Origin of the sequence: Nonomuraea sp. NPDC049637 (assembly GCF_040675235.1) — a bacterium.
Lineage (GTDB): Bacteria > Actinomycetota > Actinomycetes > Streptosporangiales > Streptosporangiaceae > Nonomuraea.
The window spans coordinates 32804-52157 of sequence record NZ_JBFAOM010000002.1 but is presented as its reverse complement, the minus strand read 5'-3'; the positions used below and the strand labels follow the sequence as shown (position 1 = coordinate 52157).

The 19354-nt window shown below is 71.8% G+C and carries 14 protein-coding genes; 11 read left to right on the top strand and 3 right to left on the bottom strand.

What is annotated here, in order from left to right; all coding sequences use genetic code 11:
• The first annotated feature begins 47 nt into the window (after positions 1-47).
• Positions 48-1106 (top strand): cobalamin-independent methionine synthase II family protein, encoded by a 1059-nt coding sequence (locus tag AB0J71_RS02655; RefSeq protein WP_352331176.1) that lies wholly within the window; start codon positions 48-50, stop codon positions 1104-1106.
• Between the two features lie 218 nt (positions 1107-1324).
• On the opposite strand, the gene AB0J71_RS02650 is transcribed toward AB0J71_RS02655, so the two are convergent.
• A complete protein-coding gene (locus AB0J71_RS02650; protein ID WP_364412247.1) occupies positions 1325-2329 on the bottom strand; it encodes a hypothetical protein in 1005 nt (334 codons plus the stop codon).
• On the bottom strand, positions 2326-2811 hold the full coding sequence (locus AB0J71_RS02645; protein WP_364412244.1) for an RNA polymerase sigma factor: 486 nt from the start codon (positions 2809-2811) through the stop codon (positions 2326-2328). Before AB0J71_RS02645 ends, AB0J71_RS02650 begins: the two co-directional genes overlap by 4 nt.
• Before the next feature lie 1228 nt (positions 2812-4039).
• On the opposite strand from AB0J71_RS02645, the gene AB0J71_RS02640 reads away from it, so the two are divergent.
• The 3 genes from AB0J71_RS02640 to AB0J71_RS02630 all read left to right on the top strand — a co-directional run bounded on the left by AB0J71_RS02640 (position 4040) and on the right by AB0J71_RS02630 (position 9424).
• Entirely contained in the window at positions 4040-4456 is a 417-nt protein-coding gene (locus AB0J71_RS02640; RefSeq protein WP_352322684.1) for a hypothetical protein, read from the top strand.
• A gap of 122 nt (positions 4457-4578) precedes the next feature.
• Positions 4579-7977, top strand: coding sequence for a WD40 repeat domain-containing protein (locus AB0J71_RS02635; RefSeq protein WP_352322683.1), 3399 nt, complete (start codon positions 4579-4581; stop codon positions 7975-7977).
• 391 nt (positions 7978-8368) lie between these two features.
• Entirely contained in the window at positions 8369-9424 is a 1056-nt protein-coding gene (locus tag AB0J71_RS02630; RefSeq protein ID WP_364412241.1) for an FAD-dependent monooxygenase, read from the top strand.
• A gap of 75 nt (positions 9425-9499) precedes the next feature.
• On the opposite strand, the gene AB0J71_RS02625 is transcribed toward AB0J71_RS02630, so the two are convergent.
• The gene (locus AB0J71_RS02625; protein ID WP_364412238.1) at positions 9500-11362 is read right to left on the bottom strand and encodes an ABC transporter ATP-binding protein; all 1863 of its coding nucleotides are present in this window, start codon (positions 11360-11362) and stop codon (positions 9500-9502) included.
• A gap of 82 nt (positions 11363-11444) precedes the next feature.
• On the opposite strand from AB0J71_RS02625, the gene AB0J71_RS02620 reads away from it, so the two are divergent.
• The 7 genes from AB0J71_RS02620 to AB0J71_RS02590 all read left to right on the top strand — a co-directional run bounded on the left by AB0J71_RS02620 (position 11445) and on the right by AB0J71_RS02590 (position 19328).
• Positions 11445-12275, top strand: coding sequence for an AraC family transcriptional regulator (locus tag AB0J71_RS02620; RefSeq protein WP_364412235.1), 831 nt, complete (start codon positions 11445-11447; stop codon positions 12273-12275).
• Positions 12276-12308: 33 nt separating this feature from the next.
• Entirely contained in the window at positions 12309-12476 is a 168-nt protein-coding gene (locus AB0J71_RS02615; protein ID WP_352322679.1) for a hypothetical protein, read from the top strand.
• A 36-nt stretch (positions 12477-12512) separates the two neighbouring features.
• Positions 12513-15200, top strand: a complete 2688-nt coding sequence (locus tag AB0J71_RS02610; RefSeq protein WP_364412232.1) for a lanthionine synthetase LanC family protein — start codon at positions 12513-12515, stop codon at positions 15198-15200.
• A 247-nt stretch (positions 15201-15447) separates the two neighbouring features.
• Positions 15448-15651, top strand: coding sequence for a hypothetical protein (locus AB0J71_RS02605; RefSeq protein WP_364412229.1), 204 nt, complete (start codon positions 15448-15450; stop codon positions 15649-15651).
• 80 nt (positions 15652-15731) lie between these two features.
• Entirely contained in the window at positions 15732-15926 is a 195-nt protein-coding gene (locus AB0J71_RS02600) for a hypothetical protein (RefSeq protein WP_352322676.1), read from the top strand.
• A 118-nt stretch (positions 15927-16044) separates the two neighbouring features.
• A complete protein-coding gene (locus tag AB0J71_RS02595; RefSeq protein WP_364412227.1) occupies positions 16045-16527 on the top strand; it encodes a hypothetical protein in 483 nt (160 codons plus the stop codon).
• Entirely contained in the window at positions 16524-19328 is a 2805-nt protein-coding gene (locus AB0J71_RS02590) for a tetratricopeptide repeat protein (RefSeq protein WP_364412225.1), read from the top strand. Before AB0J71_RS02595 ends, AB0J71_RS02590 begins: the two co-directional genes overlap by 4 nt.
• Positions 19329-19354 lie beyond the last annotated feature (26 nt).

The following is a 19354-nucleotide window of genomic DNA, read 5'->3' as shown; positions in this document are numbered from 1 at the left end:
TACGGGAAGCGATTGATCAGATACGCGTCGTTATCTACGCTGTCATCATGTCACTCCCCACCGAGCCGATCGGCAGCATCCCCCGCCCCCCTGCCCTGCTGGCCATCGCAGCCTCCGAACCGGCCGAGGGAGCGTCCGCGCTGGCCGAGGCGCAGGACCAGGCCGTCCGCGACACCGTCCACCGTCTCCAGGAGTTGGGTTCGCCGGTGGTCACCGACGGCGAGCAGGCCAAGCCCAGCTTCGCCACCTACCCGATCGCCGGGCTCGACGGACTCGTCCCGGACGGCGTGGTGATCCCCTTCGCCGACGGGCACCAGCGGCAGTTGCCCCGGCTGACGGCCGGGCCGTTCCGCTACCAGGTCCACGCCGAGCGCTACCTGCGCGCCGCCCAGCGCCACGCGAGCGTGCCGGTCAAGCAGGCCGTCATCGCGCCGTCGGCGCTGAGCCTGCTCTACCCGGCCGAGGGCATCGACGGCTACCCGCGCGAGGCGTTCCTGGCCGACCTGGCCGACCAGGCCGAGGCCGACATCCGCGGCTGCCTGGAGGCCGGGGCGCACGTGGTGCAACTCGACTTCACCGAAGGCCGGCTCTCGCTCAAGCTCGACCCGAGCGGCGGGGTGCTGGACGACTTCGTCGCGTTCAACAACAGCGTGCTGGAGCGCTTCACCGACGCAGAACGCGCGCGCATCGGGGTGCACACCTGCCCCGGCGGCGACCAGGACTCCACCCACAGCCTCGATGTCGACTATGCGGCCCTGCTGCCCAAGCTGTTCCGGCTCAAGGCGGGTAACTTCTACCTCCAACTGGCCAGCGAGGCCGACCCGGACAAGGTCCTGGCGGTCGCCGCCGAACACCTGCCCGCCGACGCGCGGATCTTCGTTGGGGTGATCGACCCGGTGGACCCGCGGGTCGAGACCGCCGAGGAGGTCCGCGACCGCGTCCTGACCGCCGCCCGCCACCTGCCCGCCGACCGGCTGGGCACCTGTGACGACTGCGGGTTCGCGCCGTTCGCCGACGACACCTCCACCTCACGGGAGACGGCGTTCGCCAAGATCCGGGCCCGGCTGGAGGGCACAGAGCTGGCCTCGGCCGAGCTCGGCATCTGATCGTTCCGCCTGATGGTCGCCGTCGCCCGACCTGGGCAGGGCGACGACGGCCGTGAAGCGATCACTCTACGCTGGGAAACGATCTTCCGGCTGTCTTGGCCGACCAGGTCAGGCCCTGAACACCTTCCATCGTGCTCGATCACCTGCGGGGCGGCCTCTGGAAGTACGGCCCGGACGCGCTCTCCGTGCTCACCGCACCGCAATCCAGTACGCGTGTTCTAGAGCCGGGCCGTACAGCGGACGCATCTGGAAGGCGGCACGGGCCGCACATCGCTCCAGCCCGCCTTCCTGACGATCTCGGCGCCCCAGGCGACGCCCTCGGGAGTGAGCCGTTGCCTCCCGAGCAATCGGCCAGTCATGCGGTCGATCACGATCTGCCCCCACGGGAATTGGAGGGCCAGCCCGTCGAGCCCGAACGTCCCGGGAATGTCGTAGACCACCTTGATGCCCGGCGCCTTCGCCAGGAGAAGGTAGGCGGCAGCCCTGGTGCCAGGCGTCGCCGGCGAGTTGATGAGCCGAGAGACGGCCCCCTCCAGCCATGGCTCGCGCTCGGCGGCCACCTGAGGGTCGTAGCTTTCCAGCAGCCGTGCCCTGAGCGCCGCCGGCTCCTTGGGGAGGCTCCGCAGCTCTGTCAACGTCGGCTTCAGTCCATCGGCGAGCTCCAGCCCCAAGTCCAGGTCCGCCGAGCCGTATGCGGGCATGTTCTTGTCGCACCCCCGCGCGGGGCACAGCCTGGGGGAGCCGTCCTGCCGCCACGCTTCCAGGCCCTTGGTCGTGTACGGCTTCGACGAGATCGGCTCGTGCCAGCCGTAGACCTCGCGGTTGGGGCCGAAGGCGAGGACCTCCATGGCCCGTTCCTCAACCTTGTAGTCATTGCCGTTCACCGTCCTCATGACATGCTCGGTGTCGCGTCGCCAGAAGCGGCCCTTCGCCTCCGGTGTCGCCGCCAGCCTGGCTGCCGCAGCTTCCAGTCTCTGCATGGGCGTGACCGCGACCGGGTCCGATGCAGGTCGGGGTACGAGGATCACCACCGCGCCGACGATGAGCGCGACGGCCGCCGCGACGAGCGCCATCCCTGTCCACGACCTCCTGCCCGCCCGTACCACGGACACGGAGGGTGCCTGTGCAGCTGCGAGCACCCGCTCCCGCGCCGCCGTCAGCTGGTCGGCCGACGGGGGTGGCACATCGGGCATCACCGAGTCGATGACCTGGAACTCGTTCATCCCAACACCTCACGCAGCTTGGTCCTGGCCCTGCTCAACCGGGACGCGACCGTCCCCGAGGCGATGCTGAGCGCCGCCGCCACCTCGTCGTATCTCAACCCGCCGTACGCGATGAGGAGCACCACGTCGCGTTCCCCCTTCGACAGCCGCGCCAGCGCCCCGGCCAGCCGATCAACCGTCACGCCCGCACTGAGCCTGTCCACGATCCGCTGGTCATGTCCCTCGTCGTCAGGTGGCGGCCCTGTCCTGGCCATGGCGCGGTACCTGCGCACCTCGGCGCGCCGGTGGCGGCCGATGAGGTTGGTCGCGATGCCGTACAGCCACGGCCTGACCCCGCCCATGGCCGAGTCGAAGTGTTCGCGTTGCCTGAAGGCGATGAGGAACGTCTCCGCGGCGAGATCCTCGGCCACATCGGGGTCGAGCCTGCGACCGATGTAGCGCCGGATCTCCACGTAATGGGCTTCGATCCTGCCAGCCTGCACCCGCCGTCGCGCTCAGTTCCTCCTGCCACTCGCGGTGCCGCATCAGCACTTGCACGGTCTCTCGATCCAGGGCCACTATCCGGCATCTGGCGGCGCTCTTCGGCGGGTCGACCATGACCTGGCTGTCGGCGTGCACTCGCTGCGGCGCCACCGTCAGCTCCGCACGTTGCAGGTCGACGTCCGTCCAGCGTAGACCGGCCAGCTCGCCCCGCCGCAGGCCGCACAGCGCGGCCAGCCTTGGGCGGCGTACAGGCCGTCCTGTGTCAGGTCGGTCAGGAACGTCGCGAGCTGTTGTTCTGTCCACACCGCTGTTGCCGGACGTTCTCCTGACTGTTGCCAGCCAGCTGCCCGTCCGGCTGTCCCGATCACCGGATGAGGTCGACGGGGATGAGGCAGTTCGGTTTCGGTAGTGGCCTTGAATGCCAGCCCTACGCCGACACGAAGGCATACGCTGACTTCCCGTCAGGTACCGCGACATGAGGTCGACTGAGGGCAGATTGATGCTGACGTGGATCGAGGCTGTGGCATCCGGGGCAGCCGGTGGACTGATCGCCGAAGCAGTCGTCACCTACGGACGTCTACGAAACTGGCAAGATGCGCGACATGCGGCGCTGGCTGCAGAGACACCGCTCCCACCGCTCGGCAGGTTCATCGATCCGCTTGCGGACTCACTCGCCGCACTCATGCGCGTGGCGATGGGAGGCGCGGCCGGGTGGCTGCTCCACACCGAGGTCACCGGTATCTACGCAGCGGTGACCGTGGGAGCCGCCGCCCCGGCACTACTGGCCCAGATCGGCCGTGCGGCCACACCAGCCGAGGCTCTCCGCGCACCCGGCGAAGCTCCGCTGGAGACACCTCCGACGCCAGCGGATCAAGGGGGAGCGCCTCCCGTCCCCAGAGAGGCGTCGTCATGAGCATGAGCTCGGTCGTCCGGCGCTCCTGGCGCTCGTTCACTGGTGGCGCGGTCGCCCACCGCCCGCTGACGGGGGCTCGCGCCCGCACGGGGTACAGGCTGCGGCAGCGGCTATGGGCCTCGTTCATCGGCGCCGACCTGCCCTCCGCACCGTCCGCCAGCGAGCCTTGCCTCCGGGAGGAGCCAGCCGGGAACCCGCATGCGCCTTCCAAGGCTGCGCGTGATCGGTCACGTTCTCAGCCGCTGGGTCCGGGTTGGTTTCATCTCCCACAGCTCCCGCGGGCCGGTGGCTTGGCCGCCGCAGGAGGCGACACCGTGCTGCTGGAGGCATCGTCCCCGGACGGTGCCGCACGGTTCATCGTGCGGGGGAACAGGGACTCCGTCCCTGGGTACAGCTTGGAACTTGTGGTGCACGGCATCGAGGGCACCGCGCCCCTCATGACGGCGGTCAGGTACGCCGACGGGGCCGGTTCTGGGCGAGTGCTGCTCGTGCCTGTGGTGCGGAGGCGTTTTGGCCAAGCTGCCTCGTACGTCCGGCTCCCGGGGTACGTCGGGGAGGAGTGGACGGCTTCCCTGGTACCGGTGACGCCGGACAGTACGTGGGACGTCGCGACGGTCACGCTGTCGGTCGACGCCTCGCTCAATGACGCGACCCGTGATGCCTGGCGCGAGGTGCGGGAGCTGATCTCGGACGCCGGTCTTCGTCGCGCCATTGACCAGGAACTGCGATGACCGGGCCAACGGGGCCTGGGCATCCCGCGAGTACTCGGGAGGCAGCCCCCTCAAAGGCCGTGGCGACGCGCCGGACGGGCCGGCGCTGGCCCACGATCCGCGGCGGCCCTGCGGCTCGGGCAGTGGTCGAGAACGTGCTGGAGCGGGCCTCCGGCCCGCAGGCTGCAGTTCGGGAGATGCTGGGCGAGTCGGCGCTGTGGTGGAGCTGCTGCAGCGAGGCGGTTCGCGACGATCCGGCGTGGCTCGCCGGTCGCGGCTGCGAGGAGCTGCACGCCTGGCTCAGGGCGACCGCGCCGGACCAGGAGCGCGCGGCCGTGGTACGAGCCGATCACGCCCTCCTCCTGGCCAGGGCGCTCGTCGCGCCGAAGGACGGTGCCGAGGAGTACGACGACGAACTCGTGCGACTGCTCGAAGCGTGGGAGGACAGCGGGCTGCTGTGCTCCGAAGCCGCTCCTGGGCCCGCAGAGCCCTCCGGCAAGGGACTCGCCGAGCTCTCGCCCCGTCTCGCCGGCGGGATCGACACGCTCCTCCAACGAAGCCGGCAACTGCGCCGTGCCGCGGCTCTGGGCGGGCCGTCGCCGGTCGCCGAGAGACTGCTGGTGATCGCCGCGCTCATGATGGCGGGCGTCGCACCGCGCGGGCGCCCTGTCGTACGGGTCCCGGTGGTCTTCGGCCGCTCACGCGGGCGGAACGGGGAGATCTCGGACGTGGAGGGCGTCACCGGCATCCTGGAACTGCGCGAGTTCACGCCGGGACCGGCAGGGCTGTATCCCGACCCGCGAACGATGGACGGGGTGTGCAGCCCGAACCCCCAGTTCGCCTCCGCGCTGGCCACGGCCTGGCACCTGGCCGGTACGCAGGCAGAAGGACACTGCGTGGTGTGGCGGATCATCCTGTCCGACGAGTCCCTGCTCCCGGAACGGATCGAGGGGCCCTCTCTCGGCGTTGCCTTCGCGCTCGGGCTTCGTGCCCTGCTGCGGAGCCGGTCCGGTGCGGGCTGGCTCCGGGACGTCTTCTTCGGACTGCGCCCGCGCACTGTGGTGACGGGCGCCCTCGACGCGGACGGTCGCTTGCTCAGGGTCGCGGATTTGGACGCGAAGCTGCTCGCCGCGCGCCGCAAGGGCTTTCGGCTGGTGGTGCCCGAGCCTAACCGGCTCGAAGTCTCGGCGACTGCTCCCCGTCCCGGTGACGTGAGGTTCGCCGCCACACTGCGCGAGGCCGACCGGTACGCCCGGCAGTTGCGCGCTGGTCGCATCGCCGTCACAGCGCTCGTCCTCGCCGCCGTGACGGCGGGAGCATTCGGCCTCCACCAGCGCGATCTCGCCTGGACCCAGCAACAGAACGCGCTGTTCAGCCAGGTTACGGCGCGAGCGGACCAGCTACGCGCCACCGATCCTTCGCTCGCGGCCAGGGTCGACATCGAGGCCTATCGACTGAACCCCGCCGGCGATGGTTACACGCGCCTGATCGAAGACGCGAACAAGCCCCTGTCCACTGTCCTTGAAGGTTTCTCCCTTAGCGTCCACAAGGTGGCCTTCAGCCCTGATGGCCATACGCTCGCCGCCGCCGGCCGGGACCACGCAAAGGACACAGGCGTCGTGCGGCTCTGGGACATGACGAACCCGGCACATCCCATCCCGCTCGGCAAGCCCCTCAAGGTTCCTGGGACTGCCTGGATGGTGTTCAGCCCGGCTGGAGACGTACTCGCCACATCCGCCGGCCCGCTCGGCAACGCCGGAGTACGACTGTGGGACATCACGGATCCCACCCGTCCCCGCGCGCTCGGCGATGCCCTCCCGGACACCGTCGGTGGCAGCCCGCTGGCGTTCAGCCCTGACGGGCACACGCTGGCCACCGGCACCCGCAGCTACACGGAGGAACAACTCTGGGACGTGCGCGACCCCGCCCGCCCGGTCCCGCTGGGCCACCCCCTCAAGCACGCGTCCGCAGTCAACGTCGTCACGTTCAGCCCTGACAGCCGGTCCCTCGTCACCTCCTCCGTGGAGGACGGTGCACGGCTGTGGAACGTCACGGACCCCGCGCACCCTGTCCTGCTGGGCAAGATCTGGGACGCTCTCGGCGTCGCGCTCTTCACACCGGACGGCCACACCCTCGCCGTCGGCGACGGCGGCACCGTCCAATTGCTGAACGTGACCGACCCGGCGCGGGTGGTCGCCTTGGGCGGTCCTGTGACGAGTTTCCTCGGTGATATCCATGCGATGGCGTTGAGCGCGGACGGCCGCACGCTCGCCACCCCCGGCGAAGAGCGGACGTTCCGGCTGTGGAACATCGCCGACCCCGCTCATCCGTCGTCCATCGCTCCGCCCATGCCCAGCCGGGGCATGGGCAACATGTCATTCGCCCCCGATGGCCGCACAGTCGCCACCATTGACGGTGACCGCGTGGTGCGTCTGTGGCACCTGCCCACCGCCCTGCTGACCGGCCACACGAAAGTCGTCATCTCGACCGTGCCCTCTCCGGACGCCCGCATCCTCGCCACTGCCTCCGCCGACAACACCGTGCGACTGTGGAACACCTCGGACCCGGCGCACCCCACCCCCCTCAGCATGATCAACGGCTTCAGCGACGCCGTCATTTCCTTGGCGTTCAGCCGCGACAGCCGCATCCTCGCCACCCTCCCCAACGGCGAGAGACGCGTGATCCTCTGGAGCCTTGAGGAACCGACCAAGCCCGCTGTGCTCTCACAGATCCACTTCCCCTTGGGAGCTGGGACCGGCGTCTCGTGGGTGGAGTTCAGTCCCGACGGGCAGACCATGGCCATTGCCATCAGCACCTCCGTCGTCGGCGGCGAACACAGCGTGCGACTCTGGGACGTGTCGGATCCCGTCCACCCCCGGCAACGCGGCAAATCGATCAACACTGACGGTGACGGCGCCTACGGTCCGATGCAGATCCGCTTCAGCCCCGACGGCCGCACTCTGGTCATCGCCGGGCGCTACACGTCCAACACGGTGCAGTTGTGGGATGTGAACGATCCGGACCACCCGATCCGCTCGGGGCCCCCCATCGCCGGCGGCGCAGGGTCGATGGCACTCAGCCCGGACGGGGCCACCCTGGCCACGGTCAGCTCAGCCCCGGTCAAGGACGGCCCGGGAGACGGTGACGTCAAGCTGTGGGACATCTCCGACCGCAACCACCCCACGCTCCTCGGGCCGCCGCTGAGCGGCTACACCGGCGATGTCACCGCCCTGGCCTTCAGCCCCGACGGGCACACTCTCGCCACCAGCGGAGACGGGGTGCGCCTATGGAACGTCAGGGACCCGGCCCACCCTGTGGCGATCGGCCGGCCCCTCGCCATCAGCACTGCCGAACTCACCTCACTGGCATACGTCCCCAACAGCCAGATTCTCGCCACCGGCGGACGGGACAACACGGTGCGATTGTGGCCGCTGGCAGTGGACGTGAGCGTCCGCCGGATCTGCACCAACACCGACACCCCGACCCGCCCGCAGTGGCAGCGCTACCTGCCCGCGCTCCCTTACCACTCCAACTGCGGCTGACAGTGAATCGCCGGATCACTCGTCGGACTCCGTGGCCCGTGCCTGCCGGGCGGGGGTACGCCGACGAGACGGGCTCGGTGGCGTCCTTCGTGAGTACTCACATGCCGCTTGAACTGCATGGATGTGATTTTCGGCAGGCGTGGAGCGCCACCACCCCGATGGATGGTCGTGGATGCGTGCGAACAGCCGGCCGGGTCCGGCGTGGTGTAGCGCGCGCGGTAGCGTGCCGCGCGCATATAACTACTCTGTGTCAAGTGAAGTGCGGAAGGTGATTTGTGTCGGTGGCGGGCCCGCCGGCCTGTATTTCGCGATCCTGATGAAGCTGCGCGATCCTTCGTGTGACATTTCCGTTTTCGAGCGCGATCCAGCTGGTTCGACATACGGCTGGGGCGTGACGTACTGGGGCAGCCTGCTCGACCGGCTGTACGAGAACGATCGCGAGTCGGCCCGCGCCGTCGGAGAGGCGTCCGTGCGGTGGCATGACGGGATGGCCCTGATCGGCGGCCGCACCACCACGCACCGCGGCGACGAGGGCTTCGGCATCGGCCGCCACCGGCTGCTCGGCATCCTGGCCGACCGGGCGATCGCACTCGGCGTGCGGGTGGAGTTCGAGCGCGAGATCCTCGGCGAGGTCCCGGACGCCGATCTGGTGGTGGCCGCCGACGGGGTGAACAGCCCGCTGCGCGGCCGCCACGACTTCGGCACCGAGGTCGCCACTGGGGGCAACACCTACATCTGGCTCGGGACCACCAAGGTCTTCGACGCCTTCACCTTCGCCTTCGTGGAGACCGAGCACGGCTGGATCTGGTGCTACGGCTACCCCTTCGACGACGAGCGCAGCACCTGCGTGATCGAGTGCGCGCCCGCCACGTGGCGCGGGCTCGGGCTCGACCGCGCCGACGAGGCGGGCAACCTGGAACTGCTGGAGAAGCTGTTCGTCGACCTGCTCGACGGGCACCGGCTCATCGGGCGCGGGCAGGGCGTCGCGCAGTGGCTGCGCTTCCGGACCGTGACGAACCGCACCTGGCACCGCGGCAACCTCGTCCTGCTCGGCGACGCCGCGCACACCACGCACTACTCCATCGGCGCCGGGACCACGCTCGCGATCGAGGACGCCATCGCGCTGGCCGGCGCGATCGAGCGTCACCCCGCCCTGGCGCCCGCGCTCGCGGCCTACGCGCGGGAGCGCAAGGCCGCGCTGTTGCCGGTCCAGAGCGCCGCCCGCTACAGCGCGCGGTTCTACGAGGACCTGCCGCGCTACCTGCGCCTGGAGCCCGCGCAGATGTTCGCGCTGCTCGGCCAGCGGCACTCGCCGCTGCTGTCGTACATGCCGCCGCGGCTGTACTACCGGCTCGACCGGGCGGCGAGCCGGATGGAGGCGCTGCGCAAGATCAAGCGCCGGGCCGGGCACTGGATCGCCGGGTCACTGCAGTCGTTGTCGGGCTGACGGGGTCGGCGCAGGTCGACTGTGCGGGCTGCGGTCCGTGCACAACCTGTGCGCCCTGCGCCCGGGGCGGGGGTCCTACCGGTACGCGCTGGCCTGCAGCGTGTACAGGTCGGCGTAGAGGCCGTCGCCGTCCACCAAGGTCTCGTGGGTGCCGTGCTCGACGACCCGGCCGCGTTCCAGCACGTAGATGCGGTCGGCGTAGCGCACGCTGGCCAGGCGGTGGGTGATGAGGATGACCGTCCGGCCCTCGGCGTGGTCGCGGATGCGCTCGAACAGGGCGTGCTCGGCGCGGGCGTCCAGGGCGGCGGTGGGCTCGTCGCAGATCAGCAGTTCGGCGTCCCGGTGGAAGCCGCGGGCGACCGCGATGCGCTGCCACTGGCCGCCGGACAGCTCCTGGCCGTCCTTGAACCGCCGGTCGAGCAGGGTGCGGTAGCCGTGCGGCAGCGCGGCGACGACCTCGTCCGCCCCGGCCACCGACGCCGCCGCGTGCAGGGCGGGCTCGCCTCGGCCGGTGCCCATCGTGATGTTGTCCCGTACGGTCAGCGGCCACCGGGTGTGGTCCTGGGCGATCACCGCGGTACGGCGGCGCAGGTCGTCGGGGTCCACTTCGGCCAGGTCGGTGTCGTCCCAGCGGACCACGCCCGACTCCGGGGCGTACAGGCCGGCGAGGATCTTGGCCAGCGTGGTCTTGCCCGAGCCGTTCTCGCCGACGAGCGCCACGACCTCGCCGCGCTCGATCTCGACGGACACCCCGCGCAGGGCGGGGGCGGCGGCGCCGGGGTAGGTGAAGGTCACCTCGCGGGCGGTGAGGCGGTCGAACCCCGCCGGGGCGGGACCGCCGCCGGGCCTGGGCAGGCGGCGCTCGGCGTCCGCGCAGAACTGCAGGAAGTCGGTGAAGTACAGGCCCTGCTCGTAGAGGCTGTTGGTGGCGAACATCAGGTTGCTCAGCGACTGCTGCCCCGACCTGATGGCCAGGACCGCGGTGCCCGCCACGGCCAGCGGGATCGCCCCCACCGCGAGGAGCACGCCGAGCGCGGCGTAGACCAGCCCGGCGCCGAGCCCGCCGAGCGCCTGGCCCACCAGCCTGGCGACGGTCTGGCGGCGGGCCAGCCGGAGCATCACGTCCTGCTCGGCGCGGGCGACGGCGTCGTACAGGCGCAGCAGGAACGGGCGCATGGTGAACGAGCGGAGCTCCGCGGCCGGCTCCCGTTCGGCCAGCAGCTCGGCGACGATCCACTTGCGGCGGCGGGCGGGGATGAGCCCGTGCATGGTGGTGTAGCGCATGCGGGCGCTGCGCACGGCGGCCCAGGTGTCGGGCAGCACGGCCAGCAGGAGCAGCGGCAGCAGCGCGGGGTGCAGCACGCCGAGCACCCCGGCCGTGGCGGCGATCCCGATCAGGGCGGTCATCACGTCCACGGCCTCGGAGACGACCGAGTCGGCCACGACCGCGCCGCGGTTGTTCGCCCGTTCCAGCGCGTCGTGGAAGCCGGGGTCGTCGTAGGCGACGAGCTCGACGTGGCTGGTCAGGCCGTACAGGCGCTGCTCGGTGGCGCGGGAGATCTGTGGGGTCAGCCGGGCCTGCGCCCAGCCCGCGCCGCCCTGCACGGCGGCGCCGAGCGCCGCCGACACCCCGACGAGGACGAGGCTGGGCAGCGCGGCCATCACCCGGTCGGGGGTGGGCCCCTGGCTGAACAGGGCGGTCAGCACGCCGGTGGTGGCCAGCAGCCCGAACGCGGTGAACACCCCGCCGAGCAGGTGGAGCCCGATCGCGGCGGCGGTGTCGCGGCGGCTGGCCGTCCAGGCGATCCGCATGGCCCGGGCGACCAGGGAGGGCAGGCGGCGGGCGACCGTCAGGAAGCCGACCTCGGCCATGGTGTCGGAGTGGGGGTACCAGTCGGCGACGGAGACGTCGTGGAGTTCGAGGGGTTCGTCCGGCATAGGCCGAGTGTGCGTCGCGAGAGCGACGGTGATCAACAAGAACTCCACAGATGCTCAACACGACGATGATCATGATCGGCCGGTGCAGGACCCTCTGGAATCGCCCTGGCCGCCTACGTCCGGGAGCGTGGCGCACCGCGCCCGGCACTGGTACCAGCTCGGACACGAGCCGGGCCTGCCCGGCGGGCACGTGCTCTATCCGCACGGGCTGGCACACCTCGTCATCGTGCTGGACGGCGGGCCGTGCGAGCCGGCGGTCTTCGGGCTGCGCACCCGGCCCGTCGAGGTCGGCGTGCCGGTCGGGGCGCGCAGCCTGGACGTCTGCATGACGCCGCGCGTCGCCCACGCCGTGTTCGGGCTGCCGATGAACCGGCTGGTGGACGCGCCCGTGGAGCTGCGGGAGGCGACCGGTCGCGCAGGGGAGCGGCTGGTCGGGGCGTTGCGCGCGGCGTCGTCCTGGCCGGAGGTGTTCGTGCTGGCCGACCGTTTCCTGCGCGACCGGCTCGGCGGGTACGTCCCGGAGACCGACGTGGTCACCCGGGCGTGGCGGCTGCTCGCCGGCCGCGGGGGCCGGTTGCCGGTGGCCGAGCTGTGCCGGCGGACCGGCATGAGCGAACGCCTGCTGGAGCTGCGCTTCCGCGAGCAGGTGGGCCTGCCGCCCAAGGCGTCGGCGCGCCTGCTGCGCCTGTGGCGGGCCCTGCGCCTGCTGGCCCGTCGCCGGCCGGGCGCTCGGGTGGCGATCGAGTGCGGCTTCTACGACCAGGCCCACCTGGCCCGCGACTGCAAGGCGCTGACCGGACGCCGTCCGTCCTGGTTCGCGCGGGCTGATCGTGCCGTTCGGCAACATGTCGAACATTTCGGGTTTGTCCAAGACTGGCTCGTCGGCGTGGATGACCATGACGAAGGCGGGTGATCGGCACCCGCCCACGAGGGGAGAGGCAAACCGATGACGGCGCTTCTGGAACTGGAACCGCGGCTCGCCGGCGAGACGACGATCGAGCCCGCCGCCCTGTTCGACGACGAGTACGGCAGCCTGCACCTGCGGCTGGGCTGCGTGCCCACCTGCATCTGCCGCAGCGGATCGAGCAACTGCCAGCGCTCGACGGTGGTGTGACGGAGCCTCGGCCGGACCAGTCGATCACTCGCACCGATGATGACCGACACTGATCACGAGCAGATCGAACGCCTTGTGCGGCGCCTCGCCGAGGGGCGTCCACACACCGTCCGTAGGAGCTCGCTGTGGCTGATGGTGGACGTCCCGGCGTTCGATCTGCCCGACCACGGGTGGAAGCTGCACCTGTCCTCGCGGGAGTCCGGGTACGCGGAGTTCGCCGAGTTCGTCGTCCCCGCGCTGCTGGACCTGGGCTGCCCCTTCAAGCTCGCGCGCACCTCCGTCCTGCTGGGCGCGCTCAATGACGGGCTTCGCAACCCGGCCGCCGTCGGCAAGGCGTGCACGGTCTACCCGCCGCAGGACCGCGTCCGCGAGATCGGGCTGTCGCTCGCCGGGCTGCTGCGGGGCCGCAAGGGGCCCCGCGTGGTGAGCGACCGGCGGGTGGCCGACGACGCGCCCGTCTACTACCGGTACGGCCCCTTCATCGCCTCCTGGCACGCCAACGCGGGAGGCCAGGTCGCCACCCGCCTGTACGGCCCCGCCGGCGAGGTCTTCGACGGCGAGGCGTCCCTGACCTACCGCCAGCCCCCGTGGGCCGAGGACCCGTTCACCGGCGCCGCCGCCGGCCCGACCGGCCAGGCGGTGATCGGCGGCCGGTACCGGATCACCGCCGGCGTGTACGAGTCCGCCCGGGGCAGCGTCTTCCGCGCGCTCGACGAGCGGAACGGCTCGACCGTCGTCGTCAAGCAGGCCAGGGCGTACGTCCTGGAGTCCGAGGACGGGCTGGACACCCGCCTGCGGCTGCGCAACGAGCGGCGGGTGTTGTCGATGCTCGGCGATGTCGAGGGCGTGCCGCGTTTCCTCGACCACTTCCGGCACGGCGACGACGAGTTCCTGGTGATCACCGACGCCGGCGAGCGCAACCTGGAACAGGACCTGCTGGCCGCCGGGCGTTATCCGGTCGCCGCCGAGGACCCGCCGCCCGGCCGTGCCCTGGAGGACCTGGCCTGCTCTCTGGCCCGCACGCTCTCGCAGGTTCACGAGCGCGGCGTCATCATGTACGACCTGGCCCCCAAGAACGTCGTCACCGGCGCGCGGCCCTTCCTCGTCGACTTCGGGTTCGCCGCGGCCGGCGGCCTGCACATGAAGGGCGGCACCTTCGGCTACATGCCCGAACGGCAACGCCGCCGGATGGAGCCGCTGGACCACGACGACTGGCACGGGCTCGGCATGACCCTGTGGTACGCGGCCGGCTTCCAGCAGCCGGTCGAGTCCGACGACGACTTCGACCTGCCGCGGCGGCGGGCCCTGCAGCAGATCCACCGCGCCTTCGGGCCGGCCCCGCAGGGCGTGATCGGCGCGATCGCCGAGCTGTTGAGCGGCGACCCCGACCGCGCCCGAGCGGCGGCCCGTGCCCTCGCCCACGACGGCGGCGCCACCTTCCGCGTCCTCTACCGCCCCTCTTCTGGCTCTTCCAACTCTTCCGGCTTCTCCGGCTTCTCCGGCTTCTCCGGCTTCTCCGGCTTCTCCGGCTTCTCCGGCTTCTCCGGCTTCTCCGGCGCGGAAGGCGGTGGTGACGGGGCCGGCGGCCGGGCGGAGACCGAGGGCGTGCCGGAGCTGCCCGCGCCGCCGCGGGTGGACCGCGCCCTGATCGCCGACCTGGTCCGCAGCGTCCGGGCCGACCTGGTGGCGCAGACGGCGACGGTGATCGACGGCCACTCCGACTCCTCGGCCGAGCACGACGCCAGCCTCTACAGCGGCTCGGCCGGAGTGGCGGCCGAGCTGCTGCGGCACCGCGACGACCCCGACGTGGCCGCGCTCCTGCCCCGGCTGCTGGAGCACGCCAGGACCACCGCCGCCCGCACCGCGCTCCCGCACGGCCTGTACGCCGGCCGTACGGGCGTGGACCTCGTGCTCCAGGAGGCCGGGGTCTGCCCGCACCCTCCGGTGCCGGGCGAGGACTGGACCCCCGAGGGCCCCGACGTCATCATCGGGGCCGCCGGGGTCGGGCTCGGCCACCTGATCCTGCACGGCCGGGGGCTCGGCGACGACCATCTGCGGGTGGCCGAGCGCTGCGTGGAGCTGATCGCGACCGGCACGGCGCCGTCGCCGTACACGAGCGAGCGGTATCCGGAGACGGCCGGGTTCGAGACCGCCGTGGGCTACGCGCACGGCCTGGCCGGCGAGATCGACTTCCTGCTGGAGTACGCCGAACGCACCGGCGAGGACAGGGCGGCGGAGCTGGCCGCCGTCAAGCTGCGCGAGCTGGCCGGGCGCACCGAACCACTGCTGGCCAAGGCGGCGGGACGGGCGGCGATGCCGCTCGCGATCTCCTGGTGCCAGGGGCACGCCGGGGTCGGGCGGGTGCTGCTGCGGGCCGGGACCGTGCTCGGGGAGCCGCGCCACACCGAGTTGGCGGTCCGGTGCGCCGAGGTGTGCCTGGGCTGGCTGCCCCGGCTGGTCGTGGTCGGGCCGTGCTGCGGCGTGTCCGGGGTGGGCCACCTGCTCGTGGACCTGGCCGTGGCCACCGGCGAACCGCGCTACCGCGACGCGGCCCGCGACGCCGTGACCCAGCTCCTGCTGCGCAGCGGCGGCACGCACGACCGTCCCGTCTTCGTCACGGGGCTGCCGGGCGAGGGCGGGCCGTCGTGGGCGCAGGGGCTCACGGGCGTCCTGACGTTCCTGCGCCGCCTGCGCGACGACGGCGGCCCGGTCCTGCTCTCCTGACCACACCCGGCGGCGAGGCAGAAACCGTGGGCGCGGACACCGTGGGCGCGGCACCTCGACCTCGCTCGCCGGCCTCAGCGTGACCGACGCCCGCCCCTGGCTCGCGGCGTCACCTCCGAACGGTCCGGGCGGCCGGTTGTCGCGCGCCGCCGGCCGCCCGGCTCTCTTTCCTCAACTCGCTAGGCAGCCCGCCACGACGGCTCTACGCCGCGCTGTGGCTGACCTCGGTCTCGTCCAGGCGTGGCAGATGTGGTTCGACAACGTGCAGGTGAATCAACACACGCTCCATGGATGGTCGATCCTGGCCTTGGGGCGTGCGGGCAAGCTGGTCACCTTCACCGCCGGCTTGACGATCATCCTCGACATCGCGGGACAGCAACGTCTCACAGCCGTCGCCACATGGCTTGCCGTGAACGCGATCGAGCCGACCTCCTGCTCTTCGGACTCCTGATGACCGTCTGGTGGTTCGCCCTGGCGGCGCTCACTCCCGACTGGCGACCTCCGAACGCGGCTGTTGGGATACTCACGAACATGGCCATCGGGCTGATCGGCACCGTTGTCGGTGGCTTCGCGGCCTGGTGGGCATGGCTGGGCACGCGCTTGCTGATGGGCTGGACACTGGCGAACCTGGCCAAGTGGCTGGAGCATCCACAAGCTGTGCACTTTCGTGTCCTGTCGCTGGTGGCGCTCGTGGTCGGCTTCCACTTCGACCTGCTCAGCTCATAGGCGACGCCGGAGACGTATCCGGCTGCCGGCCGCCACGGCCTGCCTCCAGCACGCGCAGGCTGGTAACGCCTTCGCTACTTCAGGTCCGCCGCCGCCGGCTCCGGGGCACCCTGGAGACATGTCGAAGACGTCGTCCGGGGCAGGACGCGCGACGGGATCGCAGCTGTGGCGGGTTGTGGCGATCGCCGCGGCCGTCGTGCTGGGGCTCTGTCTGGTGGCTGGGGTGCTGTGGTTCTTCGCCGATCCCTTGCACCTGCCCGACCAGGTGCTGCAGGTGCTGGATCAGCGGGCAAGCGTGGTCGGCATGTTCACCGGCATGGCGCTGGGCGCGGCGGCCCTGCTGGTGGCGGTGCTGGCGTTGCGTGCGCAGTTGCGCGCCGAGCAGAGCCCGACAGCGGCCGGGCAGAGCCCGGCAGCGGCCGGGCAGGGTGCACCGCCTGGGGTGCCGGACTCCAGCGAGCGGACGGTCGCCATCGGCGGAGACGATTCCGGCATCGTCTCGACCGGTGACGGCGCGCGGAACGTGCAGATGCGGGCCGAGGCATCCGGGGAGGGCCGGGTGTACCAGGCAGGCGGCGACCAGACCATCAACGAGCGATGACCACCACCCCGCTGGACGAACCTCGGGAGCGGCCGGACGTCCAGATGGATGGCAGCGCTCGCGAGCACGGCCGAACGTACCAGGCGGCCCACGACCAGATCATCAATGAGATCACCCACCAGGGCCCGCGGCGGCCGCTGCCTCCCGTCGGCGCTGTGCGGGTTCCGGCGGGGTTGTCGGGCCTGCCGCGCCGCCCCGCGGCCGCCTTCGTCGGCCGGGCCCCGGCCATGACGGCTCTGCGCCGGACGCTGCGGGACACGACGGCCGCGGGCCTGATCAGCCAGGCCGTGCTCGGGCTGGGGGGCGTCGGCAAGAGCGAACTGGCCCTGCAGTACGCCTGCCACCACCACGACGAGTATCAGCTGGTGTGGTGGATCGACGCCGACGGCCCCGACCGGATCCGGGCCGGCCTGGCCGCCCTGGCCAGGGCGCTGACCTGTGGCGTCGACTCGATCGCCGCCGGGCAGACGACCGTCGAGGAAGCCGCCGCCTGGGCGTTGAGCTGGCTGGCCACCCACCCTGGCTGGCTGGTCGTGCTCGACAACGTCGAGGAGGTCGCCGACGTCGAGCCGTACCTGGCCCGCCTCGTGCACGGCCACGTGCTGATCACCACCCGCCGCGACATCGGCTGGCAGCACCTGAACGTCACCCCGCTCCGGCTGGAGCTGCTGACCCGCGAGGCGGCGATCGGCCTGCTGGCCGGCCTGGTCGGCCCGCCGGACTCCGCCGACCCGGGCAGGCTGGCGGAGCTGGCCGAACAGCTGGGGGATCTGCCGCTCGCGCTGACCCAGGCCGGCGCCTACATCGCCCGCACCCCTCGCATGAACCTGGCCGCGTACCTGCGGCTGCTGAGCGACATCCCCGCCAGGATGTACGCCACCACCGCGACCGCCGGGGGCGACGCCGAGCGCGTGGTGGCCAAGGTGCTGACGCTCAGCCACCTTCGCATCCAGGCCGTCAACCCCCTGGCCATCGACGTGCTGAACCTGCTTGCCTGTTTCGCCCCCGACAACCTGCCCGGCTCCGTTCTGGACGGCCTGCCGGAGACCGACCAGATCGAGGTCGGCGACGCACTGGCACTGCTGGAGTCCTACAGCCTGATCACCATCGCCCGCGGCCCCGTCGAGCTCGTGCCCGGTGAGCCCGAGGACCTCGTCAGCGTGCACCGGCTCGTCCAGGCCGTCACTCTGCACCAGCTCACCCCCGCCCAGCGCGATCGAACGCACCGCATCGCGTCGGATCTGATCCTGTCCGCGCTCCCCGACGATCCGGACACGATCGGTGCCTGGCCCGCCTACCAGGCACTCCTCCCGCACGCCCGCGCCGTGCTGCCGGGGGGCTCACCCGGCCTGAACCGGCTCGTCACCTATCTCAGCGCCAGCGGTGACTACGCCAACGCCGTCCGGCTCCAGCAGGACATCTACACCCATGCGGCGGCAACGCTGAGCGCCGAACACCCCGTCATCCTGTCCATCCGGCACAACCTCGCCTCCTACACGGGGCAGGCGGGGGACGCGGCCGCCGCCCGCGACCAGTTCGCCGCGCTGCTCCCCGTCGAAGAACGCGTCCTGGGGGCGGACCATCCCGACACCCTGACCACCCGGCACAACCTGGCCCGCTGGACGGGGGAGGCCGGGGACGCGGTCACCGCCCGCGACCAGTACCCCGCCCTGCTCCTCATCCACGAACGCGTCAAAGGCGCGGAACACCCCGACACCCTGACCGCCCGGCACAACCTCGCCTACTGGACCGGGCGGGCCGGGGACGCGGCCGCGGCCCGCGACCAGTTCGCCGCCCTGCTCCCCGTCCACGAACGCGTCCAGGGCGCGGAACACCCTGACACCCTGACCACCCGGAACAACCTGGCCCGCTGGACGGGGGAGGCCGGGGACGCGGCCGCCGCCCGCGACCAGATCGCCGCGCTGCTGCCCATCAGGGAACGCGTCCAGGGCGCGGAACACCCTGACACTCTGGCCACCCGGGCCAACCTGGCCCGCTGGACGGGGGAGACGGGGGACGCGGCCGCCGCCCGCGACCAGTACGCGGCGCTGCTCCCCGTCGAAGAACGCGTCCGGGGGGCGGAACACCCGGCCACCCTGATCACCCGGGCCAACCTGGCCCGCTGGACCGGGCGGGCGGGGGACGCGGCCGGCGCCCGTGACCAGTACGCCGCGCTGCTCCCCGTCCACGAACGGGTCCAGGGCGCCGAACACCCTGACACACTGGCCACCCGCGCCAACCTGGCGCGCTGGACGGGGGAGGCCGGGGACGCGGCCGCCGCCCGCGACCAGATCGCCGCGCTGCTGCCCGTCCGGGAACGCGTCCAGGGCGTAGAGCACCCCGCCACCCTGACCACCCGGGCGAACCTCGCCCGCTGGACGGGCGAGGCGGAGGCTGACGCGGCCGCCGCCCGCGACCAGTACGCCGCGCTGCTCCCGATCGAAGAACGCGTCCGGGGCCCGGAACACCCCCACACCCTGACCACCCGAGCCAACCTGGCCCACTGGACCGGGGAGGCGGGGGCCGACGCGGCCGCCGCCCGCGACCAGTACGCCGCCCTGCTTCCCATCCACGAACGGGTCCAGGGCCCCGAACACCCCCACACCCTGACCACCCGGCACAACCTCGCCTACTGGACCGGGCTGGCCGGGGACGCGGCCGCCGCCCGCGACCAGTACGCCGCGCTGCTCCCCATCCACGAACGCGTCCAGGGCGCCGAACACCCCCACACCCTGGCCACCCGGCACAACCTCGCCTACTGGGCAGCGCGAACAGCGGAGACGGAGCCGAGTGACGGATGATCGTCGAAGGCCGGTCTCTCCGCTGC

Coding starts and splice junctions, on each gene's coding strand:
- AB0J71_RS02650 (WP_364412247.1), bottom strand. CDS start 2,329: ATGAACGAGTTCCAGGTCATCGACTCGGTGATGCCCGATGTGCCACCC.
- AB0J71_RS02655 (WP_352331176.1), top strand. CDS start 48: ATGTCACTCCCCACCGAGCCGATCGGCAGCATCCCCCGCCCCCCTGCC.
- AB0J71_RS02600 (WP_352322676.1), top strand. CDS start 15,732: ATGGCCATCGGGCTGATCGGCACCGTTGTCGGTGGCTTCGCGGCCTGG.
- AB0J71_RS02605 (WP_364412229.1), top strand. CDS start 15,448: ATGTGGTTCGACAACGTGCAGGTGAATCAACACACGCTCCATGGATGG.
- AB0J71_RS02595 (WP_364412227.1), top strand. CDS start 16,045: ATGTCGAAGACGTCGTCCGGGGCAGGACGCGCGACGGGATCGCAGCTG.
- AB0J71_RS02615 (WP_352322679.1), top strand. CDS start 12,309: ATGACGGCGCTTCTGGAACTGGAACCGCGGCTCGCCGGCGAGACGACG.
- AB0J71_RS02625 (WP_364412238.1), bottom strand. CDS start 11,362: ATGCCGGACGAACCCCTCGAACTCCACGACGTCTCCGTCGCCGACTGG.
- AB0J71_RS02610 (WP_364412232.1), top strand. CDS start 12,513: ATGATGACCGACACTGATCACGAGCAGATCGAACGCCTTGTGCGGCGC.
- AB0J71_RS02590 (WP_364412225.1), top strand. CDS start 16,524: ATGACCACCACCCCGCTGGACGAACCTCGGGAGCGGCCGGACGTCCAG.